General features: G+C 42.3%; 16 protein-coding genes. 5 read left to right on the top strand and 11 right to left on the bottom strand.

What is annotated here, in order from left to right; all coding sequences use genetic code 11:
* The first annotated feature begins 78 nt into the window (after window positions 1-78).
* Window positions 79-1,518 (top strand): methyl-accepting chemotaxis protein, encoded by a 1,440-nt coding sequence (locus tag Q4600_RS05790; RefSeq protein WP_248956081.1) that lies wholly within the window; start codon window positions 79-81, stop codon window positions 1,516-1,518.
* A gap of 127 nt (window positions 1,519-1,645) precedes the next feature.
* On the opposite strand, the gene Q4600_RS05785 is transcribed toward Q4600_RS05790, so the two are convergent.
* On the bottom strand, window positions 1,646-3,016 hold the full coding sequence (locus Q4600_RS05785; protein ID WP_102527463.1) for a hypothetical protein: 1,371 nt from the start codon (window positions 3,014-3,016) through the stop codon (window positions 1,646-1,648).
* Window positions 3,017-3,198: 182 nt separating this feature from the next.
* The gene (gene pmbA, locus Q4600_RS05780; RefSeq protein WP_303513691.1) at window positions 3,199-4,542 is read right to left on the bottom strand and encodes a metalloprotease PmbA; all 1,344 of its coding nucleotides are present in this window, start codon (window positions 4,540-4,542) and stop codon (window positions 3,199-3,201) included.
* A gap of 248 nt (window positions 4,543-4,790) precedes the next feature.
* Between pmbA and yjgA the strand changes: the two genes are divergently transcribed.
* From yjgA to Q4600_RS05760, 4 genes are all read left to right on the top strand, one after another.
* The gene (gene yjgA / locus Q4600_RS05775) at window positions 4,791-5,324 is read left to right on the top strand and encodes a ribosome biogenesis factor YjgA (RefSeq protein ID WP_303513688.1); all 534 of its coding nucleotides are present in this window, start codon (window positions 4,791-4,793) and stop codon (window positions 5,322-5,324) included.
* A gap of 24 nt (window positions 5,325-5,348) precedes the next feature.
* Window positions 5,349-7,916, top strand: coding sequence for an Ig-like domain-containing protein (locus tag Q4600_RS05770; RefSeq protein WP_303513684.1), 2,568 nt, complete (start codon window positions 5,349-5,351; stop codon window positions 7,914-7,916).
* A gap of 248 nt (window positions 7,917-8,164) precedes the next feature.
* Window positions 8,165-9,061 (top strand): LysR substrate-binding domain-containing protein, encoded by an 897-nt coding sequence (locus tag Q4600_RS05765; protein WP_303513681.1) that lies wholly within the window; start codon window positions 8,165-8,167, stop codon window positions 9,059-9,061.
* A gap of 252 nt (window positions 9,062-9,313) precedes the next feature.
* Window positions 9,314-9,814, top strand: coding sequence for a hypothetical protein (locus Q4600_RS05760; protein ID WP_102527458.1), 501 nt, complete (start codon window positions 9,314-9,316; stop codon window positions 9,812-9,814).
* A 120-nt stretch (window positions 9,815-9,934) separates the two neighbouring features.
* Here the strand turns inward: Q4600_RS05760 and Q4600_RS05755 are convergent, their stop codons facing one another.
* From Q4600_RS05755 to Q4600_RS05715, 9 genes are all read right to left on the bottom strand, one after another.
* Window positions 9,935-11,074 (bottom strand): ABC transporter permease, encoded by a 1,140-nt coding sequence (locus tag Q4600_RS05755; protein WP_229369790.1) that lies wholly within the window; start codon window positions 11,072-11,074, stop codon window positions 9,935-9,937.
* Window positions 11,071-12,273 (bottom strand): ABC transporter permease, encoded by a 1,203-nt coding sequence (locus tag Q4600_RS05750; RefSeq protein ID WP_303513674.1) that lies wholly within the window; start codon window positions 12,271-12,273, stop codon window positions 11,071-11,073. Before Q4600_RS05750 ends, Q4600_RS05755 begins: the two co-directional genes overlap by 4 nt.
* A gap of 47 nt (window positions 12,274-12,320) precedes the next feature.
* Window positions 12,321-13,295, bottom strand: a complete 975-nt coding sequence (locus Q4600_RS05745; protein WP_303513672.1) for an HlyD family secretion protein — start codon at window positions 13,293-13,295, stop codon at window positions 12,321-12,323.
* Window positions 13,285-14,739 (bottom strand): TolC family protein, encoded by a 1,455-nt coding sequence (locus Q4600_RS05740; protein ID WP_303513670.1) that lies wholly within the window; start codon window positions 14,737-14,739, stop codon window positions 13,285-13,287. The genes Q4600_RS05745 and Q4600_RS05740 overlap by 11 nt, the downstream gene beginning before the upstream one ends.
* 127 nt (window positions 14,740-14,866) lie before the next feature.
* Window positions 14,867-16,315, bottom strand: coding sequence for a metalloprotease TldD (tldD, locus tag Q4600_RS05735; RefSeq protein ID WP_303513668.1), 1,449 nt, complete (start codon window positions 16,313-16,315; stop codon window positions 14,867-14,869).
* A 215-nt stretch (window positions 16,316-16,530) separates the two neighbouring features.
* Window positions 16,531-17,364: a carbon-nitrogen hydrolase family protein gene (locus Q4600_RS05730; protein WP_303513665.1), complete on the bottom strand. Its 834-nt coding sequence runs from the start codon at window positions 17,362-17,364 to the stop codon at window positions 16,531-16,533.
* Window positions 17,288-21,790, bottom strand: a complete 4,503-nt coding sequence (locus tag Q4600_RS05725; RefSeq protein WP_303513663.1) for a YhdP family protein — start codon at window positions 21,788-21,790, stop codon at window positions 17,288-17,290. Before Q4600_RS05725 ends, Q4600_RS05730 begins: the two co-directional genes overlap by 77 nt.
* On the bottom strand, window positions 21,790-23,280 hold the full coding sequence (gene rng / locus Q4600_RS05720) for a ribonuclease G (RefSeq protein WP_303513660.1): 1,491 nt from the start codon (window positions 23,278-23,280) through the stop codon (window positions 21,790-21,792). The genes Q4600_RS05725 and rng overlap by 1 nt, the downstream gene beginning before the upstream one ends.
* 101 nt (window positions 23,281-23,381) lie before the next feature.
* Window positions 23,382-23,975: a nucleoside triphosphate pyrophosphatase gene (locus tag Q4600_RS05715; protein WP_303513657.1), complete on the bottom strand. Its 594-nt coding sequence runs from the start codon at window positions 23,973-23,975 to the stop codon at window positions 23,382-23,384.
* Between the last annotated feature and the right edge of the window lies 1 nt (window position 23,976).

The raw sequence follows: 23,976 nt of genomic DNA, 5'->3' as shown, positions 1-23,976 counted from the left end.
TTTTGTCAAAAAATCGTATCCAAACCGATCAAGCTGCTCTAGAATTTGGTTAATTTCCATCATTTAAGTGTCGGCACTATGAAGCAAGTTGAATTTCGTAATATTGATAAGCTTTTTATCAAAATGTCTATTAACGATAAGTTCTGGGCTATTTTTGCACTCTTTTTACTGATTATCGGCAGTGTGTCGGTTAACAGTTATTTCAATAGCATTAACCAAATAGAACAACACTCTATGACTGTGCTGACAGAAAAAGTCACCGCGACCGTTAATGCGCTTGAAGCCACAAACCAGTTAGACCAAGCAAGTAGTGCAGGTTTATCTGTGTCTGATTATAATCAACAAAGCCAGCGTAACGACAATAATATCACTGCTGTTGTGCAAGCTAATGGCCAGTATTACTCATTAAACCAATCAGTTTATCAACTTGAAAACGATGCCAAACAAGATGCATTTTATAGCTTGTTACTGTCATTCTTGTGGGTGTTGCCATTTGCATTGGTGATTTATTGGAATGCGACCTTCATTGGGGGTGCGTTGTGGGTACTATGGGATACCACAGCTAAAATTGGCAAAGGCGATTTAACTTCGCGCTTAGGTTTCCATCCTGGTCGCGATGAATTTGGTACTATTGGCTGCGCACTAGACCAAGCAATGGATACATTAACTGAATTGGTTGTTACGGTTAAGCAAAGTGCTGACACTCTACATACAACATCAAGCTCCTTTGCAGATGAAACCCAGCAAAGTGCAGACCAAATCGATCAGCAATACATTTCATTAGATTCAGTTGCAACTGCAATGGAAGAAATGACCGCGTCATCACTTGAAGTATCAAATATTGCTAAAAATACCACTCAGCAAGTTGAGCAAGATTCTGAATACACTAAGCAGAGTTATACTCGGGTGAAACGTGCGATTGAAGAGATTCAGCAGTTATCGACTTACATTGAAAAAACCTCAGATTCTGTTGGTAGCCTGAAAGAGAATGCCACTAAAATTAATGAGGTGATCACCACAATTAATGCCATTTCTGAGCAAACGAATTTACTGGCATTAAATGCGGCAATTGAAGCCGCTCGCGCCGGCGAAATGGGTCGAGGTTTTGCTGTCGTTGCCGATGAGGTGCGTACTCTTGCAAGTCGCACACAATCAGCAACTGTTGAAATCCAATCTATGATTGAGCAGCTGCAATCTGAAACGCAAAATATTGATAGCATTACTCAAGATACCGTTAAGCAAGCGCAAAGCAGTAGCGACTTAATCACTAATATTGGGACTGATGTGAACGCCATTGCTGAGTCATCGCGTTCAATTATGGACATGAGCTTCCATATTTCAACATCGTCTGAAGAGCAAAGCGCAGTGGCTAATGATATTGCTAAAGAGTTAACGGAAATTCGTGTTAAATCAAACACCATCCGCGATCTTGCAAGCCAGTCTTCAAATGGTGTCGTTGAACTATCTGCCGCATCAGCTAATTTGGGCAGAATTTTAAGTAACTACCAAACAGCTTAAAAGGGCGCTTTATGTAAATAAGCCCTCTTTACAGATCACTAGAAATCAAAATGCCGATATTCAACATATCGGCATTTGTATTTCTGGGGTCTTATGTTTTACATTTTACTGAATAAACATAAGAGTTTTATAGCTGATGTAAGGTGTAACCAAACTGACTTTCGCTGTCTTTGGTTAATACAAAGCTGTAGTTAGTATCACCATCAAACGTGATAAGGTCTGACTGATATAGTAAGGTTTGGGTGCCATTATCAGATTCATAAACCACATTGATTTCATAGTCATCTTGAGGCATGACAAGGCTTTCTTGTTCAGTAAAATCAATATCCTCAATCGTGTATTCAGCTGATTCAATGGTTTCCGTGCTATTAACAAAATACACAGTTAAGTCATCATAATCTTCTGATAAGTTCGCCACATCAACATTGTATTCATAAGCTCTTGGGCGCATGTCATGTTCGATCACCATACCTTTGATACTGTCATCTTCTTGGTACAACAGTAAGGTGCGGATATCATCTTGGTTAAAGGTCACTAACACGTTATCCAAGATAACTTCACTGGTATCGGTATTAGTCACTGTTACGCCATAGTCATTAAAACCCGTTTGCTGGAAGTCGCTAACAGTGAATGGCGTAATATCATGCAGATAATGCGACTCTAGCTTACTCACCACATCGACATTTAGCGTGATGTCTTCAAGGCCATTAAATACCCTGAAGTCAGCGGTAGAATCAATATTAGTATAAGTAACTGGCGTCGATGTTGAGTCCACACTGTCTAGCGTGACCTTTAAATCACCCGAGCCAAAACTGTTACGCAGCACAAATTTATAAACAGTCTCAGTGGTTAAGCTCATACTTTCTGTGGTGTAAACCACGTTATCAGTCCCCTGATCAGTTAAATAGATAATATATTCATCGGTATCTAACATCAGCTCAGTAGTGTAACCACGGTATCCGATACTGCCTAACATTGTCGCATCTTGATATTCATCGCTGTCTAGCGAAATATAAGCGTCATAGGCCATATCTTCAGACGTAACATTGGCTACCAAGACCTGCATTTTACTGTAATCTTCATCGTCATCATCATTCATATCATCCATATCGCTACGTTCGTAGCTAATGTCTAATAATTCTGGCGATTGATAGTCTCCATATAAAACAAATAAATGATTATCTTCATTACTGAAGCTCATATCCTCACTATAAATCGTGACCGTGTCTTCATTTTCATCTTGACCATATATTTCCATTGCCACGCTACCTGTATCGTAGCCATATCGCGGCATGGAATCTCCAAATTCAATATAACTGTATTCATAATCATCTAACACTAGCGACGTGGCAGTACTGTTCGCTGAGGCATTATAATATTGCACATACGCAACGGCATCTGAGTCATCATCACTATCACCATCAATAGAGTCGCACCCCATCAATGACACACTTCCCAAGCAAACCATCATCAAACTGCACACATTTCTGTTAAACATATCTACTCCGTTAACTGTTTAATTACATTCTCAAGAGATAGGACAAAGCGTGGATGTAATTGACCGTAAAGAAGTGTAAAGATAAGAAAGCCAGCGTAAAGGGGTTAAATATCTGAAAGTGAGATACAAAAAAGCACTGCTGGAGCAGTGCTTAATAAGGTTTATGTTTTTGCTTAAGCAGATTAGCTACCTGCGATTTTCATCTCACTCAGTAAGATACCGCCGGTACGGATTGAAGAACGTAAATCTTGATCCTTAGCAACCGCTTGCACGCCCATAAACATGTCTTTTAAATTACCAGCGATAGTAATCTCTTCCACTGGGTATTGGATTTCACCGTTCTCGACATAAAAGCCTGCTGCACCTCGAGAGTAATCCCCGGTCACCATGTTCACGCCTTGACCCATCACCTCAGTGACAATTAACCCTGTACCCATCTGTTTAATAAGTTCATCAAAGGTTTGCCCAGAGTGACTTAAAGTCCAGTTGTAAATACCACCAGCATGGCCAGTATTAGGTAGAGATAACTTACGTGCAGAATAACTGGTCAATAGATATGTTTCTAATTGGCCACGATCAATGATTTGACGTTGCTGAGTTGCCACGCCTTCACTGTCATAGTTTGCACTTGCAAGTGCGCCAACCATATGCGGGTTTTCTTCAATACTAAACCAATCAGGAAACAGTTGAGTATTGATAGAATCTTGTAAGAAGCTTGATTTACGGTACAAGCTACTGCCGCTAATCGCACCAATCAAGTGACCAATCAGGCCTGTCGCGATTTCAGGTGAAAACAAAACAGGTAAGTTCGATGTTGGGATTTTACGTGCGTTAAGACGGTTTACCGTCTTATTTGCGGCTAATAATCCCACTGACTCTGGCGTCATTAATTCGTTATATTTACGGGCAATAGTGTAATCATAATCGCGTTGCATATTGCCATCAGCTTCTTCACCAATCACCACACAACTTAAACTATAACGCGAGCTGCAATAGCCATTTAAGAAGCCATGGCTATTACCGTACACTTTAGCAGCGGTATGTGCATTAGCCGTTGCTCCGTCTGAATGTTGCACTCGCTCATCAACCGACAAACTGGCTTCCTCAGCGCGAATGGCTAGCTGAGCCAGCTCGTCAGGACTGATATCTTGTGGATGATATAAATCTAGATCGCGAATGGTTTGCGCCATTAGATCTTTATCCGCTAAGCCGCTAAATGGATCTGATGAGGTATATTTTGCGATGTCATTCGCTGCTTTTACCGCTATAGCAATCGCATCTGGACTTAAATCTGATGTTGATGAGCTGCCTTTACAACCATCTCGGTAGACTGTAATACCTAAAGCACCGTCTTTATTAAACTCAACGGTTTCAACTTCTTTCTCTCGCGTTGAAACCGACAGTCCTTGTTGTTTGCTAATGGCAACTTCAGCAGCACTCGTGCCTAATTTTTTTGCATATTCTAATGCTACAGCAACGGCATCTTTTAACGCCGATAATTCAGTATCAATATTATTGGTAGACACAAACTTACTCTTCAGTTTCCATTGTTGCGCCTAGCATATCAAATTCAAAACTGTATTGATAACCAACAAAACAAGGATTTAGCCCCACAAATAGGGTTAAATAAACTAACCTTTAGTTATCGTGTTGAATTATCACTTAATGAGTGCAAATGTGTTTTAAAGTAAATCGTCTTCTTAACGTATATTCAGTGGCCGCGATAGCCTCTGAAGTGTTATTATTCGATGATATTTATTAGAGGTTATTTACTATGAAAATTGTCGGCGATTCAGATCACTTCCACCAGCCATATGACAATGACGATGATTACGTCAGCAGAACAGAATTCAAGAAAGAAAGCGAAGATGCACAAGAGCTAGGCATGCGCCTTATTGCTTTAAGCAAATCGCAACTAGACAAAATTGGTTTAGATGAATTTTTGTATGATGCTGTCTTAAAAACTAAAAGCATTAAACAGAAAACTGAGGCATACCGACGTCATCTTCAGTACATCGGTAAATTAATGCGCGGTTTTGAGCACGAACCCATCATTACAGCACTAGATAATGTGTTGAATAAAAACAATAATGAAACTGCTCAAGTGCAGATTATTGAAAAACTTCGTGCCCGTTTACTTGAAAATCCAAACGAAGAAGTTGAAACATTACTTGCTCAACATGAAGCATTTGATCGTCAAAAGCTGCGCCAACTTATTCGCCAATCAATTAAAGAGTTAGCCAAAGGCCCTGAATCAAAGTCTCATAAAGAATTATTCAAATACTTACGCGCCGGTTTAGCTGAATAAAATTTACTTACAAGGATGTTGCTGATGCTACTAAAAAAAATAATACATGCACTGCCTTTATCAATTGCTTCACTTGGATTACTCGGGTTACTTGCTGGCTGTAATGGCCCGTCTGATGACAACGACAATGGTGGTGGAGAAGATGGAAGTTATAGCATTAGTGTTAGCTACCAAACAGTTGTTAATGGACAATGTGATGCCGATACCGACTCACTGACATTTGATATCAACGAAAGCTTTTGTGCGGTAGCTCAGCTTAAACTGTCCAATAGCAACGTCAGTGGTGCCATTGTCAATTTTACCCCTGACTTTGGTGAAGCCAGTGCTGAGAGTAAGTTAACTGACAGTGATGGCCTCGCGAGTGTATTTATTAGCTCTACGAGCAATGCCGTTGGTGCGGGCACTTTGATGGTATCGTTCAATCCTGATGATGCCGATAGTGTCAGCGCAAGTAAAAATTATCAGTTTGAAGATACCAATACCGTGCCTACACCGGATACCATTTCGGTTACAGCGAGTATCACTCAAGCAGGTCAAACAGTCACCCGCTTTAAAATTGATCAAGCTGTACTGCTGACAGCCAGTGTAATGGATGGTGCTAACCAACCTATCGCAAATCAACTGGTTAGCTTCCAAGCAGGTAATGCCAGTTTATCACCTGATAGCGCACTCACTACAGCTGAAGGCATTGCGAGTATTAGTTATACCGCTTCAAGTAGTGAATTAGGCGCCTATACCTTAGTCACCAGCACTGAGTTTAACGATGAAACAATATCTGGTACCAGTGATTATGAAGTATTAGCGGGTGATGAAGTGATCCCTGAGGGCACTTTAAAGTTTGGTTTTATTGATAACTCAGACCCTGACGCAGATGTGTTTATTGAAGGTAAATTAGGCTCAACCTTAACTGCCGATGCTGACGGTAATTTTATTATTGGTGCAGGTGCGAGTTTTGGGGTTTATGCTGATGTTATTGTCGAAGCAGCTGACGGGACATTCGAGCCATTACAGAGCCCAGTAAGCGTATCATTCACCTCTGATTGTGTAACCAATACTGATGCAGCTATCGACTCTCCAGTGGTTACATCTACAGGTACAGCAAGCTCAACTTATCAAGACTTAAGCTGTAGTGGTAATAGTGTCCGAAGTGAGCAAATTGTTGCAACAGCACTGATTGGCAGTGAATCCTTCAGTGCAAATTTTGATTTTTCATTAGAGCGTCAAACACTCGGAAGTCTTAGTTTTGTTTCTGCAGACCCGACTCAAATCCGCATTAAAGGTGCTGGCGGGACTGGCTCTACCGAGACTTCATTAGTGACGTTTTTAATTAGCAGTGCTAATGGCCAACCTATAGCACTGCAAGATGTAGACTTTAGTTTAGATACTATTGTTGGCGGCTTAAGCTTCTCAAATGGCAATACCACTAGCCAAGCAACCAGTAATTCTGATGGTTTAGTCTCTGTAACGGTTCAATCGGGTACTATTCCGACGCCTGTGCGTGTTTTAGCATCAGCCACAGATACAGATTCAGGCGATACCATTACCACTCAGTCTGAACAACTCACTGTTAACACAGGTCTGCCTCAACAGCTTGGATTTAGTATCTCTCCTTCGTTATTTAACCCAGAAGCGGGCAACAACAATGGTGAAGAAGTCACAATGACCGTGTTTGCTTCTGACAGTTTCGGCAACCCAGCTCCTGACGACACCACTGTGAACTTTACTGCTGAAGGTGGACAAATACAGCCTTCTTGTTCAACAGTTAATGGTAGTTGCTCTGTCATATGGACATCAACTGACCCGCGCCCAACCGATCACCGTGTAACTGTATTAGCCTATGCGCTGGGTCATGAAACCTTCTTTGATACCAATGGTAATAACATTTTTGATGATGCTGATGGCGGCGTAATCACAGATGCTTGTTTAGATGGAGTAGGAAATGCCATTGCCTGTACAGGTAATGGTATGGACCGAGAAACCTACCATCAAGGTGGTTTCAGTGACTTAGGTGATGCCTTCAGAGATGATGATGAATCCGGGTTTCGCCGTGATGGTGAACCTTATTTCAATACTACAGGTGATACTTACAACGCCCATTGCGATGTCATTGACTGTGTGAACCCATTTAGTGGTGATGGCATGTTCAATGGCCCACAATGTGAAGGTAGTTTATGTGGCGAGGACCAAGCAAACAAAACTTACATTCGCGCCGCAACGGTATTAACCATGTCAGGCTCGGGCGCTACAATCATCACCACTGATGTTGATAGTAATCCGATCAGCGATTTAACTTTAGCACCAGAAGCCATGAGCACTATTTTTGTTGAATTATATGATAGTGCCAAGCAAGTCTTGCCAGCAGGAACGACACTAACCGTTACAGCAACCAATGGCGCAATCGACTTCAATGGTTATACCGTACCAAATAAAACCTGCTACAGCTTTACCGATGCAAGCCTTGAATGTAATGAAGTGGCGACTCGATTTACCTATACCGCATCTGATGAAGTTGGCCAAGACACGATAACCTTAACCACAACCACACCTGCGGGATTAAAAACTGAAGTATTTTTCAGTGTGACAGTTGAATAAGTTTATTCATAAAAGGCTAAGTTAGTCGTTAAATCGTTCAAATTAAAAGTTGAAATATTGTACAAAAGCCTGCTCATGCAGGCTTTTTTATTGACTGAATTCAGCGCCCCCACATGTGCACCAGAAAAGTGCAGACGCTCAACCATAAAGCGAATGGTTACTCACCAATATACTAAACCATTGAATTTTATCGCATCAGTATTGGCTTAGCATTTGCTTATATATTTTTTTAGTTAATTGAGAACACCATGTTACCTTTACATACCTCACTTCGAGGTTTGCGCTGTTTTTGTGTAGCCGCAGAGTGCCTAAGCTTTAAAGAAACTGCCCATCGACTTTTTCTCACCCCTTCAGCGGTGAGTCACCAAATCAAACAATTAGAAGAAAATTTACAACTTTCATTATTTAAGCGTCAAACTCGCTCAATAACCCTCACAGATGATGGCAGTCGTTTCTATCAACAAGTCGCGCCATTAATGGTGCAATTATCAGAAACGGTCAACCAATTCAATCAACAAAAAAGTATGCAAGAAGTGAGCATTTCGATGCCTGAATTTTTTGCCAGTGAGCTGTTTGTGCCACAACTCGTCGGTTGGTCAACAGAGTATCCACATATCAACTTAAAGCTAGAAACCGTAAAAACTCGCTCTGCACAAACCGCCCAAACAGATCTATCCATTGTGTTATCCGGCACTCGACATAACAGTGAACATTCATACCAACTCTTTCCACTTAACTATGTTCCTGCTTGTAACCCCATTTTATATGCCCACATTAAAGATAAGGGACTGGACGCTTTATCAGAAACACCATTAATCGTTCACCAAGCAAGACCCCACTCTTGGGAGCAATGGGCTGAAGCTGCTGGAATACATAACTTTAAAGCCAAACAAATAATCCAGTTAGACAGTATGTTCAGCGTTGCACGAGCCACAGAACAAGGCTTAGGCATTGCCCTTATTCCCCTACCTATCAGTCAAAAGTGGTTTGATAATAAAAGCTTAGTTGCTTTATTTCCCCAAACACTCAACAGCCGAGATAACTATCACCTCATTCATCACGGCAACAGCCAGCCTAATGTAGACGTTCAACAGTTAATTGACTGGATTGTCGCGCGATTTAATTTTCAAAATAAGCCGCTATAGAACCCTAAGTCGTGTTGTTCATTTTTACTGCGTTATCGGCTTTTATGTAGCATGGCTATACCACAAAGCCTCAGCCTTATCTAAATGAACAACAACTCGCTGCAAAAACAACTGTGATAGTTCAATACGCCCTAAATATCGATAAGTGAAAAAAACTCACTTATCGATCCAATTATTCTCGTTTGTCAGCTATCACAGTTTTGCCTAAATTAGCGATGTAGCAACCGCTACTACCTATAAAGGAGTATTAAAATGAAACATTCTAAACTGACCTCAATGATCGCTGCTAGTCTATTAATTGCTTGTTCAGGAAGTGTTTTTGCTGCAGCAGTAGAAACCACAAGTTACAAAATGGTGTTAATTGAAAACATGCCAGGTGTGGACGCCATTCAAGCGGGTGATCTTGTTGAAGGCATCGCATTAACCAAATCAGCTAAACGCTCTGCAATCGATACTTATACACGTAACCTCAATTTATGCGTTGGTTACACCAAAATGTCTAAGTATGAAATTGCCGAAGAAGCCTGTACTGAAGCAGTAAAAATGGCTGTTAATGCAGACAAGCTACCATCGATGCAAATGCGCGCATACGCCTACAATAACCGTGGTGTGATGAAAGTATTAGCCAATGACAATACAGGTGCCTTAGAAGACTTTAAAAAGGCAGCTAAAGCCACTCATGAGCCAATCTACAAGCAAAACTTACTTCGCCTAGAAGCTGAACTTAACAACGCTGAAACGGGAACTTTATAATTTGGAAGACGATCAACAGCGACAGCAAAGCTTAATAAAGCTAATTAATAATACTGAGAAACCAATAGACATTGCGCTTAAGCCAATGTCTATTTTTTTATGAATTTGAAAGGATGTGCTCTACGCCAAATCACTCGGTAGTCTGCGCTTTACACCTATGTAAGCCAGCAATAAAAACAAAGCAAATAATACCCACATTTGCAGCCATTGCGGCAACACAGTCACCCAGTCCGCCCCCATTTGATTTAATTCTAACATTCCTAAAATGGCGGGTACTGCCGGGATAACTTGTGATAATTGCACTAACACATCTGGGATTAATGCTAATGGCCAAACAAAACCTGACACAAACAATATTGGCATTGAAACTAACAGCAGCACTTGGGTCGGTAGCTCACGCTTAACAAACAAACTGCTTAAGGCGATACCACAAGCTGCAGTCGACAATAAAAATGGCAACATGAACAAACTGACTTGGGCTAATGTCGCCTGCACACTGACATCATACCAATAGAAACAATAGCCTAGATAAAAGCTTGAAAACAGCACATAGATAAGACTAAATACCGTTAATCGAGCACCAATTAAGGCTGAGGGGGAAACCTTATTCCAGTAGCCTTTTTTACGCCATTGCCCTGCCCCTAAAATCCCCGTACCGATCAATAAGGTTTGATGCAGAATAAGTAAAAATAACCCAGGCACTACATAGGGTGTGTAGCCTAAACTGGGATTAAATGCTGGAACACTATTAATATTGACTGAATTTAAGCTTTGCTCAGCTTGGATAGGGTTTTGGCCTCGAGCCAATAAACCCACCATTTGAATTTGCTTACCCGCATCCATGCCGGCGCTAATGAGACCTTCTGCAATAGCTGAGTAAATCAAAAAGTAGCTCGCATCACCGCCGTAACTTAAGGTGGCACCTTTACCGAGTAATAGGTTGCGTCTGAAACCTTCAGGGATCACCAATAAACCGTGAGCTTTAGATTCTGAAATCCATTGCTCTGCTTCATGAATACTGCCAAGTTGCGCCACAATGTTAATTTTAGGGCTTGCATCGGCGTGCCTGAGTAATTGCCTGCTTAACGATGAATTGTCATGATCAACCACCACAACCATCTGCTCTGTTGGCACCTGATTTAGATAAGGTAAGGGATATAAAACAGAATAAAATAACACCCCACCAAACATGGTAACGACTATCGCTTTATCAGCTAATATGGCCTTAAACTCGGCAAGTAATAATTGTAGCCAACTCATAAGCTAGCCCCTTTGTTATTACCTACAACAACTGATTCATCAGGTGACTGAATTTGGCTTTGTTGATTCGATAATTGCTTGCTACTGATCATTCGCTCAAGCGCCCAGGCCAGAACCAACACAATCAAAAAGTACCCATAGGATAAGAATTGCTGCAATACTTGCGGTGTCTGTGCCCCATAGCTAATCACGCTTATATGAGAATCAATATAGTGGCTAGAAGGCATAATCAACCGCCACCACTGAGCTAATTGCGGCATATCATTAACAGGGAATGTCACTCCCATAAAGGCAAATGCTGGCGCAAACAATGCAGTACAAAAGCTAACACTGCGGGCAGGCTCACGCATTAATAAGAACACCAAAATGACTAACGTCCAAAGCGCGAGAAGCATCATTACTAAAGCCATCACTAAAAGGCTTAAGGAGCCCGCAACAGGTAAGTTCAGATAACCATATAACCATGCAAGAATGAAACAACCATGAAGCAGCATAATCGGCGTGTAGAAAAGGACCTTACAAACGACTTGTCGCCAGAAATCACTAGGCAATAAATAACTATCACCTTTGTTGATTAGCGTACTATTTAACGCATTTACAAACGTCATCATCGCAATCAGTTGTAATAGTGCAATCAACACCGGTGGCACTAAAAAGCCCACATAATTGTTGTTACGGTTAAATAACGCTGTTGTTTGACTGGTGACAGGGCTTAAGTTGACGGCCACAGAAGCTCGATTAACTCCGCTAAGGAGTTGATTCATGCCTGCAACTTCCATTAATCCAGCCCCTAGACTCATTTGAAGCTGGCTAGATAACAGCTTACCCACCAATAAAAATTGGCTGTTATACCGAATATCAACGGTAGGACTACCACTGGTTAGCAATGACTTTTTAAACTGATGAGGAAACAAAACCAGCGCATAAACTTCAGCTTGCTTCATTGCAGCTTCTGCATCCGCTAATTGCGCATAAGCAATAGGTTTAACAACCGAGTTGGCTGTTAAATTGCGAGTTAACATACGGGTTAATTGGCTATTGTCCTGATCGACCACAGCCACAGGAAGTTGCCTTGGCAAACCTGCACTAAACAGCCACCATAAACACAAAATACTGATAAGCGGAATGTAAGTCACCAAGGCAAGTTGCCAAGGCGAGTGCCATAAACGATTAAGTTCCTGTTTTAGTAAAGCCCGCATTTTTGCACCTTAACCTCTAACGACACCTTAATCTCTAATTAAAAATGCTAATCAACACTCAATAGCACTGACATACCGACTCTTAAATCAGCAATTGGACGATTCGGACGCAGCTCCACCTCAAAGGTGCGCATATCAAAATCGTGGCCACTTTCAGTGGAGCGCCAAGTGGCAAAACTGCCCATAACGCTAATATGTGAAATGGTAAATTCTTCTGTCACATTTAACGCAGGGATCGTTAATGCCACTGTTTGACCTTGCTTAAAATCAGCTAATTGGTCTTCACGCAGTTGCATTACCGCCCACGCATCAAAAATATCAATCAGGCTAACAACAGGAAAGCCGCTTGGTGCTAACTCACCCGCTTGCAATAACACTTCACTGACCTCAGCCACCTTAGGTGAGCGCATTTGGCTATCAGCTAAAATAGCACTGACTTCTTTAACAGCGCCCTCTGCCATACGTGCATTACCCGCAGCTGCAGCTTTCGTTTCAACTCGAGCACCTTCGTCGGCCATTTGATACATAGCTAATGCAGCTTGCTCAGTATATTGCGCCGCTTTCCATTGGGTGAATGCTTCATCTCGCTTTTGTCTGGCGACCACGCCTTCATCAAACAAGTTTTCCACTCTTTGATAGGTTGTGGCCATTAAGTCTGTTGCCGCTTTCGCTTTTAACCATTGCTCTTTAGATGCTGTAACTTGTTGCTGACGCGCGCCATTATCTGCTTCTTGTTGCATGGCTTTAGCAGCATCTCGTCCGCCCTCTGCTTGCATCAGTTTTGCATCTAACTCAGGGCTGTTAATCGCAAACAATAAATCCCCAACTGCCACTTTATCGCCACGTCGAACCATGACTTGCTCAACTCGTCCCGGCACCTTAGATGAAATGTTGTATTCTCGCGCTTCAATTTGCCCTTGTAATACCGTTTCTTTTGGCTCAAATGCTAGTTTTAGTCCGTAAGCTAATGTGCCTAGCAGAAAAATAATTGCGATAACGGCAATAACTCGATTAGCCCGCATGTTGCTGCTCCTGTAATTGGGTTCGACCAATGAACTCATCTAATTGGCCACTGATAGCCATTAATCTTGCGTAAGCCTGTACATAACGATATTGCGCCCCTAATTGCTGAGTTTTCACCGCGCTGAGTTTAAGCTCTGCATCGACTCGATCAATTGAGGTGGATAGGCCTTGATTAAAGGCTAACTCTCGCAAACGCAGGTTTTCTGTTGCCAACGCCAAAGATGTATTTAACGCTTTCACTTCTTCATCGGCTTGTTGTAATTGGCGATAACTTTGATCAACCAATAAGCTTAAATCCTGTTGTGTTTGAGCTTTTGTATACTTGGCTTGTAACAATGCGCTTTGTGCTGCTTCCACTTTGCCACTGCGGCCATCACGACTAAACAGTGGTACATTGACGCCAACGCCTACCATCCAGTCTGGTTCAATCTGTGAAAACAAGCTGTCATCTTCATACAAGGTATAGTTACCGTATAAAAACACAGTCGGGTGATAACGCCCCTTCTCTAGCTGAATGAGGCCACTCGCTTGTGCTTCTTTGGCTTCAAGTAGTTTCAGCGCAGGATGTTGAGTTAACGTTAGCTGACTTAAACGCGGCAACGAGGGAGATTGAGGCAAACTGAACAATCCAGAAGTGGGATTAGCATCGGTGAGCTGCAGCATTCGCGATAATGCAATTTGCGCCATTTCATGTTGGCGTTTTGAGCTACCTAAATTTACTTTGGCATTTTCTAGTGCCACCTGAGCATTCAATCGCTCAACTTTGGCAATCTGACCTTCACGCTCTAGTTTTTGTGCATGAGATTCATGTTCAGCGAGTGAATCAACTAATTGCTGATTGGTATTTACTAAGGTTTGCGTCACCGCTACGGCAAAATAGCGATCCACTAACTGAGTGAAAAGATCTCGCGTTGTTAATGAGTATTGATGCTTTTTCTCTTCGACATGGGCGGCATGAATACCTTGAGCAGCTGTAATTTTTCCACCAGTATAAATCGGCCACATCGCTTGTAAGCTAGCGCGAAAAATATCTTGTTCAGTAAACGGCGTGACGAACATTGAACCAGGGATCGCCGCTAATGCTTCACCTAATGCCGGTGGTAAACCCGAAGGATCAATCGCAGCTAGAGGGTTAAGATCACGCAAATCAAGCTCGATTGGCTTTTCTAAACGGGTATAACTACCTGCAAGATTCAGTGAAGGCAGATTCATATCTTCGCCAGCACGCTCTTCAGCTTCAGCACGACTGACTTCTTGGGATTGGGCTTTGAGTTGGTCGCTGACAGTTAATAATTGCTGCCACGCGCTATTGAAGGCAATAGGTTCTGCTACAACAGGATGGGAAAGCGCACATAACGCAAGCAATGACGGCAATGCAGTTCGTCTTTTACTTGAATCAAACATACTCGAACAGAAAACAGCTAAATGCCTCATTAACTTCATCCTTTAAGTAGAGTAATTACTCTATTGATGGAGAATTATAACTAGTTTTACTTTTCACTACTACAGCAATGCTTTACCTATGTCACATAAATAAAAAAGGTGTCACCTAGACACCTTAGCAATTCACTTAAGCTGTACCGCCTACGGTTAAGCTGTCTAGTTTTAAGGTTGGCTGACCGACCCCAACAGGAACACTTTGGCCATCTTTACCGCACACACCAACACCTTGATCAAGTGCTAAGTCATTACCCACCATCGAGATTTGACTCATTGCTTCTGGACCATTGCCAATTAAGGTCGCGCCTTTAATCGCGTCGGTCACTTCGCCGTTTTCAATTAAGTAGGCTTCAGAAGCTGAGAATACAAACTTACCAGAAGTGATATCAACTTGGCCGCCACCAAAGTTTGGTGCATAAATGCCTTTTTTAACAGATTTAATCATCTCTTCTGGCGTAGAATCGCCAGCTTCCATATAAGTATTGGTCATACGTGGCATAGGTAAATGAGCATAAGATTCACGACGACCATTGCCAGTTGTCGCTTCGCCCATCAAGCGCGCATTAAGCTTATCTTGCATGTAACCTTTCAAAATTCCATTCTCAATCAAAGTGGTTTTTTGTGTCGGTACACCTTCATCATCAATGCTAAGCGAACCACGGCGATCTGCAATGGTGCCATCATCAACCACTGTCACCAGTTCTGACGCCACTTTTTGGCCCACTTTACCGCTAAAGGCACTGCTGCCCTTACGGTTAAAGTCACCTTCTAAACCATGACCTACCGCTTCATGCAATAATACGCCTGGCCAGCCATTCCCTAATACAACAGGCATTTCGCCAGCTGGCGCATCAATGGCATTCACGTTCACTTGTGCTTGGCGCACTGCTTCACGTGCAAACTGAAAACAAACAGGTAATCCTGCGTCATCATTTACCATAAATACACTGTAATCATGACGACCACCGCCACCAGCACTGCCGCGCTCACGTTTGCTATTATCTTCTAAAATGACACTACAATTAAAGCGCACTAACGGACGAATATCTGCAGCTAATGTACCGTCACTCGCCGCCACTAAAATCTCTTCATGAACGCCTGATAAACTCACTACAACTTGAATAATGCGGCTATCAAGGCTGCGAATATAAGCATCAGTTTCTTTTAACAACTTAATTTTTGGCGCTTCTTCCATCGCAGCAATTGGGTCTACGCTGTCATATAAACTATGAGTGGTATGACGCTTAAAGGCATGTACTTTGTGCTCTTGACCCGCGAGTGCGATGCCTCTGGCAGCTTCTGCAGCAGACTGCAATGCAGCTGGGGTAATTTCATCGGCATAAGCAAAACCGGTCTTCTCACCCGTAATCGCCCTAACGCCCACACCGCGTTCAATATGAAAGCTGCCTTCTTTTATAATGCCATCTTCAAGGGCCCATGTTTCATGGCGGCTACCTTGAAAGTACAAGTCTGAAAAATCAATATTATGTTGGTGAATAATGTTTAGGTAATCCTGAAGACCATCTAACGTTAATCCATCTTGTAATAAACTTTGTTCTACTTGAGCTAGAAATGGCATTAATTCTCTCTTTAAGCCTAGCGGCTTCTAAAATGATGCTAATCAATCGCAATATCAGCTGCGATTCTCGATAATTTGTTGTTTCTTATTAAAGCAATTTATCATTACTTTGACGGCGCTGCTTTATATTCAAACGGTGCTTATTATGCTTTTACTTCATACAAGCTCAGTAGGTATAAACCCAGTTAACATACTCATGGGATGAGTAATTACAATTAACTTATGAGCGATGGCACTTTAAAGCGGTTATGCTGCATCACTGGAATTTGCTGCCTGATTTTTTCAATCGACTCCAGCGATACCTGATGCTGAACCCAGCCAAGGCCTGTTTTACGTTCGGCGAGTACTTCCCCCCAAGGATCAACAATCATGCTTTGTCCCCAGGTTTCTCGGCTACCTTGATTATGCTGCCCCCATTGATCTGCTGCCAAGAAAAAACATTGGCTTTCAATGGCTCTAGCCTTTACTAACGTTTGCCAATGCGCTTCACCCGTCACTTTAGTGAAAGCCGAAGGAAGTGCAATAAAATCAGCGCCAGCAAGCCGTAACGCGCGAAACAGCTCAGGAAAGCGAATATCATAACAAATGGCTAATCCGACATTGCCAAATGGTGTCTTTACCACCGTTATACGTTCACCAGGGCAAAACGTATCACTTTCTCTATAGGATTGGGTGTTATCAGCCACTTCAACATCGAACAAGTGCAACTTATCATAACTACCTAAGGTATCACCCGCATCATCAAATAGATAACTACGGCTAAAGACTCTGCCATCTCCCGCTAAAATCGGGATAGTACCTGCCACCATATAAACTTGATGCAGCTTAGCCAAATCCGCTAGTGCGTTTTTAAGAGGACTGGTCTCATCATCTCCTGCGACATCGAGTTGCTGTTTCTCGTGGCCGCCAAACAACAAACTACACTCAGGTAACACGACTAATTGCGTTTCACCTTGATGCCGAGGAAGGCATTTAAGCTGCGAGTCTATATATGCCAGATTGGCTGTGACGTCTCGACTGCTTTGGCATTGTAATAAGCTGATTTGCATCTGAGCCTCTCTGGCTAATATTGAGCTTTCTGATACTATCTTGGTAACTTGCAAAAGAGATAACATTCGCATCTTCAATCGTCTCATTAAACGCCAAATCAGAAGTTGATTCATCAAGCGTTGGCTTGCCGTCAGATACAGCTTCTGGTTCAGGCTCGAGTTCAGGTTCGAGTTCAGGTTTAACGCCTTCTTCTGTAGTAGGAATTTCATCGCTACTCACACCATTGTTCAAACTTTTGATCGCATTATCGCTTTTACTAACGTTTATGCCACCGTTGGAATCAAGCGGCGCTTCACCTACAGGGACGTCTTTTTTCGGCAAGATTGACTCAGGAATTTCAATTTCTTTACTTTTTCGTTCTAGCTCTTCCAATTGTGGGTCATTCATCGTGCCGCCTAAACGGAAACGAATTTCTGAAATAACCTCAATCACAGGCTCCAACACTTTAGTTAAGGCAAACGCACCCAAACCTAATGTCCATGCACTGGTACTCAGCAGTACCACTGTCGGCACACTGGATGCAAGCTGCGGAATAAAGCGAATATCATAATTCAAACTTTGACTGGTTAAGTCAGTATAGCCACGCACTTTCATGTTGCCTGCTATCGCGTCCATTTCTGTATCAGTAGTTTTAACCACGCCATTATCAATATTCAGTGAACCACCAAACGAATCAAAATAAAGCCCTTTACCGAATACATCAGAGAAATCTAACGATAGCTTTCTCACCAAGGAATCTAAACTAAACAAAGAGAAAATACGGGCGCCTTTATCACTGATTTCAGAAAGGTAACCCTTACCCATATCAAATCTTAATTTACCGTTCAACGTTTCTAAAGAAAATGCATAAGGTGCCCCTTGCCATGAAAACTCTCCAACCATATTCACAGGCGCATCTTTCAAACCTGGGTTGATACCCAGTGCATCAGATAGAGCATCAAATTTACTCGCTTCAACATTCACATCAAATGTAGTTAGGCTTTTACCGTCAGCAAATGTCCAATCCCCAGAAGCCTGCATACTGACTATGGGACGGGTTAAGGTTAAGGTTTGAAAACGATAACCATCTTCATAAGGGATACCTTGTAAAACGAGGTGCCCCAGTTGCGCTTGATATAACTTAAAGTCATCAACATCGACAGCCAAGGGAGGCAAGTTTTCCAACAAATTACCGGGGGTAAATTCCGCTTCTTCTGCAGACTTAACCTTTGGAGATAAATGCAGCTTACTCGCGACAATTTTAAGTCCTTGTTCGCGCCAGCTTGGATAAAAATCAACATGACCATCAAGCTGTTCAGACTGAATATCAAAACGCCAAACATGTTTTAACGGCTTGGCAGAAAAGCTCAATTGATTAAAATTCTGACTTAAGATATTTAATGAGCCTATTTTGGCATCGATTAAAATCAAAGGTGGAAAAAAGCTCGACTTCGGTGCTGCTGTGACTTCATTTAACTGAGGCTTAGAAGACTGTAGAGCTGGAATCGATGTGTCAGCAAGAGTCACCTCATTGGTATTCGCCAAAGCTGCAGTTGTTAACTCTGTTTTCAAGTCAGGCTCAACGTGTAAGTCAGTACCTTCAATTGCTTGATTAGCGGGGGCGTCAGCTGTTGCCATTAATACTTGCGTCGGAGTGATTGATTCTGTGTGAACGATCGTATCAGCCGTCGCTGTTGCCAACGCATTCGCAGCAAGCGAGCTTTCAGGTAAGGCATCGATAGTTGAATTCGCTTTATCAGTAAACTTGCTGATGATAGGAAGCCACTGGGTCAACTCAGCTTCAGGCAAATCAATTTGAATATGGCCATGGTCTTTAGCGAGTTTGTCACCTAATTTAAAATGCCGCCCTAGCAGTAAATCATAGTGAGCGAGAGCACCGCCATTACCTTCATTAAAGCCTCCCCAAAACTCAGCATCTTTACCCAGTTTTATCCCTAAAGATGATTGTTTATTATCACCGACTAGCTCTGCACGGAGGACTTTGGCTTGATCTGCATCCTTATAAAATGGCGCAGGAAGTGACAATGACGTACCAACGAGATCTGAATTGACTTGAACCTGAAGGCGGTAACCCGTTGGATCAAATATCATCGTAACAGCACCATCCCAAGCCATATTGCCTGAGTAGTATTCGCTTAACGGGTTATCAATATAGCTCGGTAACGTATCAAGATCCCATTGCCCAGCCAAGTCTATAGTTAATGCCAGATCCCCAGTGTTGGTTGGCTCTGTGGCAAAATCAAATGTCAGCGGCTGCTCAAATAAATTGGCATTTATCGCTAAGCCATTCACTTCAGCATTATTGAATTCAACATTACCTGTGACTTTTTCAAGTTGTAGCCCTGGTGTCGTAACGTATACGCTATTGCCATTAAACTTAATGATGCCTTTATTATCAGCTTTTCCACCTTCGTAAAGCGGAATGGTTAAATTTAATTCACTGACAATATCACCCGATATTTGCACCACATTTAATGTAGGGCTAATTGAGGTTTTTAACGGTGAATTATCAATTACAGCTTTGGCTGCATCGGCATCAGCGCCAACGTTAGCTTCTACTCTCAATGTCGTTTCTTTACCCATGTGTGGGATATAGATATGGGCGCCATCAGCCGAGACATCGAGTAAGTTGCCTTTATTGACCACAAGATCCATCGCTGCATTTTCAAATAAAGCATATAAGCTCAAATCGTCGACAGCTGGCCAAGTCGGCTGAAACGAAAAAGCACCATCATTGAGATTAAAGCCCGCTTGAAAAATGCCCGAGTTATCTTGATAAGGAAATTGGTTCAGTTGACCATGCCACACAATTTTCGCATCAGGGATCTCCCCTTTTAATAAAGAGGCATTTAAGTAATCAACTAGATTGTCACTCATTGTGTGCAGCGGGAAATATAGACCAGCATTATCTACGTCAGCAATTGCCACATTAGCACTTAATGCCAAGTGCGCAGCATTATGCATATCTAATTGCATCGAGGCAGCAATGTCTATATCTGGGTTATGAAAATGCACATTAGGCAAAGTTAACCGAGAATTATCGACACTGTACTGAACTTGAAAGGCCTCGCCTGTTAACGCAAGTGGCGCTTCAAAACCATCTTGAAAGTCTAATCGATAATCTTGCTGAGGAAACTCAGCATTTAACAAACCATTGGCCCAAGACAGATTAAAGTCAATCGCGCTGCTTCCAGGGATATTATTTGAAGCTAGCCACTGTAGTTGTTTAACCTCTGTTTTTAATAACAGAGGTTTGCCTGGCTCTTTTAATAGCTGCAAAGGCCCAATAAGCCCTTTAGGTGAGAGTGCGCGCCATTTTGCGACTCCTTTCTCGCCCATCTTAGGGATAAGAGGTAACAGCGGGGTTAATACTTCAGGCGCAATTTCGTTAATGCTAACAGAGAGGTCACTGTAATTCGTTTTTAGGGATAATTTAAGCTCTGGCCACGACTCACCATTAGTTGAAAAATCTAAGTCATGACTGCTCACTTGCCAGCCCGTTTCATTCGGCTGCCATTTTAACGCTCCACCATTAATGGCAAACCTTTGTTGCTCGCCAGCAGTATTCCACTGTAACCAGCTGGGTTCAAACATCAATAAACCTGTATTAATCGTTCGATATTCAATACCTAACCAAGCTTCAAGATTCACTACCCCTTCAAATTCAATATTGTCCAGTTTAAGCAACGGCTCATGTTGCCTAGACGCCCACTCACCTAAATCTAACGATTCTGCTGATAAGTAAATCTGTCCAATCAGTTCATCAGGGTTATAACCATCACCATTTAAATCCACTCTTAATGCCAGTCGCTCACTTGCTGATGCTTCTGAGTCAAGGTGCATAAAGCCTTTACCTTGATGTAAGTCTGTTCCGTTATGCCAGATAAAATTGCTGATATAAATCGGTCTAAAATCATGATTATGGCTTAATAGCTGAAGGGTGCCGTCGCTGATGGAGAAATACTCGAGCTGTTCTAATAACAGTGCATATAACCAATCTATATTGGTATTGCTCACTGGCTTTTCGCTTTCTGTAGACAACTCATCAACATTAAGCGCCACATGTATGCCGTCAAACTTTACGGTTTCAATTTTAGGTGACAAAGTCAGCAAGGTTTGCCAGAAATCGAGTTTAAAGTGGACTTTATTAGCGATGATCGTTACCGGCAAAGCTTGCTGGGGAGGAACAACTAAATTATTTACCGTTAATGCTGGCCCAAACGCTTGCCATTCAGCTGACAGTTTGCCGACTTGCACTTCCACTTGATATTGGTCGCGCAAATAATTGATCACTTCATAACGAGCTTCGGGTAGTTGGGGTAATAAACCACGGATGAGACTGACCGCTAGCGCAAATAGTACAAGTACTACGGCTACAATTTGGAACAAAAAACGACACACTGTTACGGTTTTACTTTTGGGCACTACACCATCACCACATCATACTTATTTTGAGTATATAAAGTTTCGTTTTGAAGGCGGATTTGCTTACCAATATAAACTTCTAGCTCAGCCAATAAGTGGCCTTCCTCATTACTTAAACTCTTGTAAACTGCAGGGGAGCAATATAATAAAAACTCATCAGCTGCATATGCTCGGTTTAGACGAATAATTTCTCTAAAAATTTCATATGAAACGGTTTCTACCGTTTTCATCGAACCCGTACCTTTACAAGCTGGGCACTCACCGCACACCACATGCTCAAGACTTTCACGTGTGCGCTTTCGGGTCATTTCAACTAAACCTAACCCAGAAAAGCCACTCACACTGGTTTTAACTCTGTCCATTGCTAAGGCCGCTGTTAAGCTGTCCAATACGCGTTTCTTGTGTTCTTCATTCATCATATCGATAAAGTCGATAATGATTATACCGCCCAAATTTCGCAGTCTTAATTGTCTTGATATTGCTTGGGTGGCCTCTAAATTAGTATTGAATATTGTTTCTGCTAGATTTCGATGACCAACAAATGCACCAGTATTAATATCAACTGTGGTCATAGCTTCTGTCTGATCAATAATTAAATAACCACCCGACTTAAGTTCAACCTTTCGCCCTAATGCACGTTGAATTTCATTCTCGACATCATAGAGTTCAAAAATCGGTGATGGCCCAGCATAGTGCTCAATTTTGGCCGCTATTTCTGGCATAAACTCTTGCGCAAAACCTTCAATTTCAGCGAAGGTTCGGCGTGAGTCCACTTGGATATTGTCCAGTTCAGTGCCAACAAAATCACGAATAATTCGCACTTGAAGCGCTAAATCTTGGTACAACAAGGTCGCACCTTTGCGCTTACGACGTTCACTGACCTTAGCCCAAACTCGGCGTAAAAAAGCGGCATCCTGTGCCAGTTCATCATCACCTACGCCTTCGGCAGCAGTTCTGATAATAAAACCGCCATCTTCATCGACATAAGGCTCAGTGATCTTCTTTAAACGGCTGCGCTCTGACTCTTCTTCAATGCGTTGCGACACACCAACATGGCTTGAGCCGGGCATAAAGACTAAATAACGCGAAGGTAAGGTAATATCAGTTGTGAGGCGAGCACCTTTCGTTCCAAGCGGATCTTTAACCACTTGCACCATGATATCTTGACCTTGGCGAACCAATTCTGCGATATCACGAACAACAAAGTTGCCTTTTTCAACGTCAGCCACACACTCGGTATGCGGCACAATGTCAGAGGCGTGTAAGAATGCGGCTTTTTCTAGGCCGATATCCACAAAGGCAGCTTGCATGCCAGGTAGCACACGGCTGATTTTTCCTTTATAGATATTGCCCACAAGGCCACGTTTCATGCGGCGCTCGATATGCACTTCTTGTAACACGCCGTGCTCAACAAGTGCGACCCTTGCCTCAGTTGGCGTGACGTTAATCAGTAATTCAGAGCCTTTTTTACGCTGTGCTTTTGTTTGCATAAGCCACCTGTTTAACGCCCTGCTGCAAGGATGATGCATTACTCACGCGTATATTTTTTGATAGTCAGCGCAGTAAAATTCACATGTTTGCGAACGAAAAGTTAAGTTAATTCAATTTGATTCATTTCATGTAGTAATTCGCGCGTCTCAACAAGAGGTAAACCGACTACCGCTGAATAACTACCCTTTATCGACTTTACAAAGCAACCACCTAAACCTTGGATACCGTAAGCTCCCGCTTTGTCCATTGGCTCTTGTGTGTCGATATAGTCATTAATTGTATCTAGTGTCAGATGACAAAATGTCACTTCCGTCTGGCACAGTCTAGTGAGCGTAGTCTTACCATTGGTCACCGCTACAGCCGTCATCACCTGATGTGTTTTCCCTGATAAATCAGAAAGTATGCGCTGCGCATCTTGCTTATCTACTGGTTTACCTAATATCTGCTCACCTAATACCACAATAGTATCTGAGCCAAGCACCTTATGGCTTTCGCCATTAGGACACAAAGCTAAGCCTGTTTGGGCTTTTTCTTTAGCTAATCTAACAACGAAGTCCGCAGCAGGTTCGCCTGAAATATGCGACTCATCAATATCTGGTGCAACCTGATCAAATGAAAAATGCTTTTCAGTGAATCCAACTTGAGCAAATAGCTCTTTACGTCTTGGAGAAGTGGAAGCGAGCACCCAACCCATA

Source organism: Shewanella sp. 2_MG-2023 (assembly GCF_030548905.1).
Classification (GTDB): Bacteria; Pseudomonadota; Gammaproteobacteria; order Enterobacterales; family Shewanellaceae; genus Shewanella; species Shewanella electrodiphila.
The sequence above is the reverse complement of the archived record's forward strand: the minus strand, read 5'-3'. Positions and strand labels throughout refer to the sequence as shown.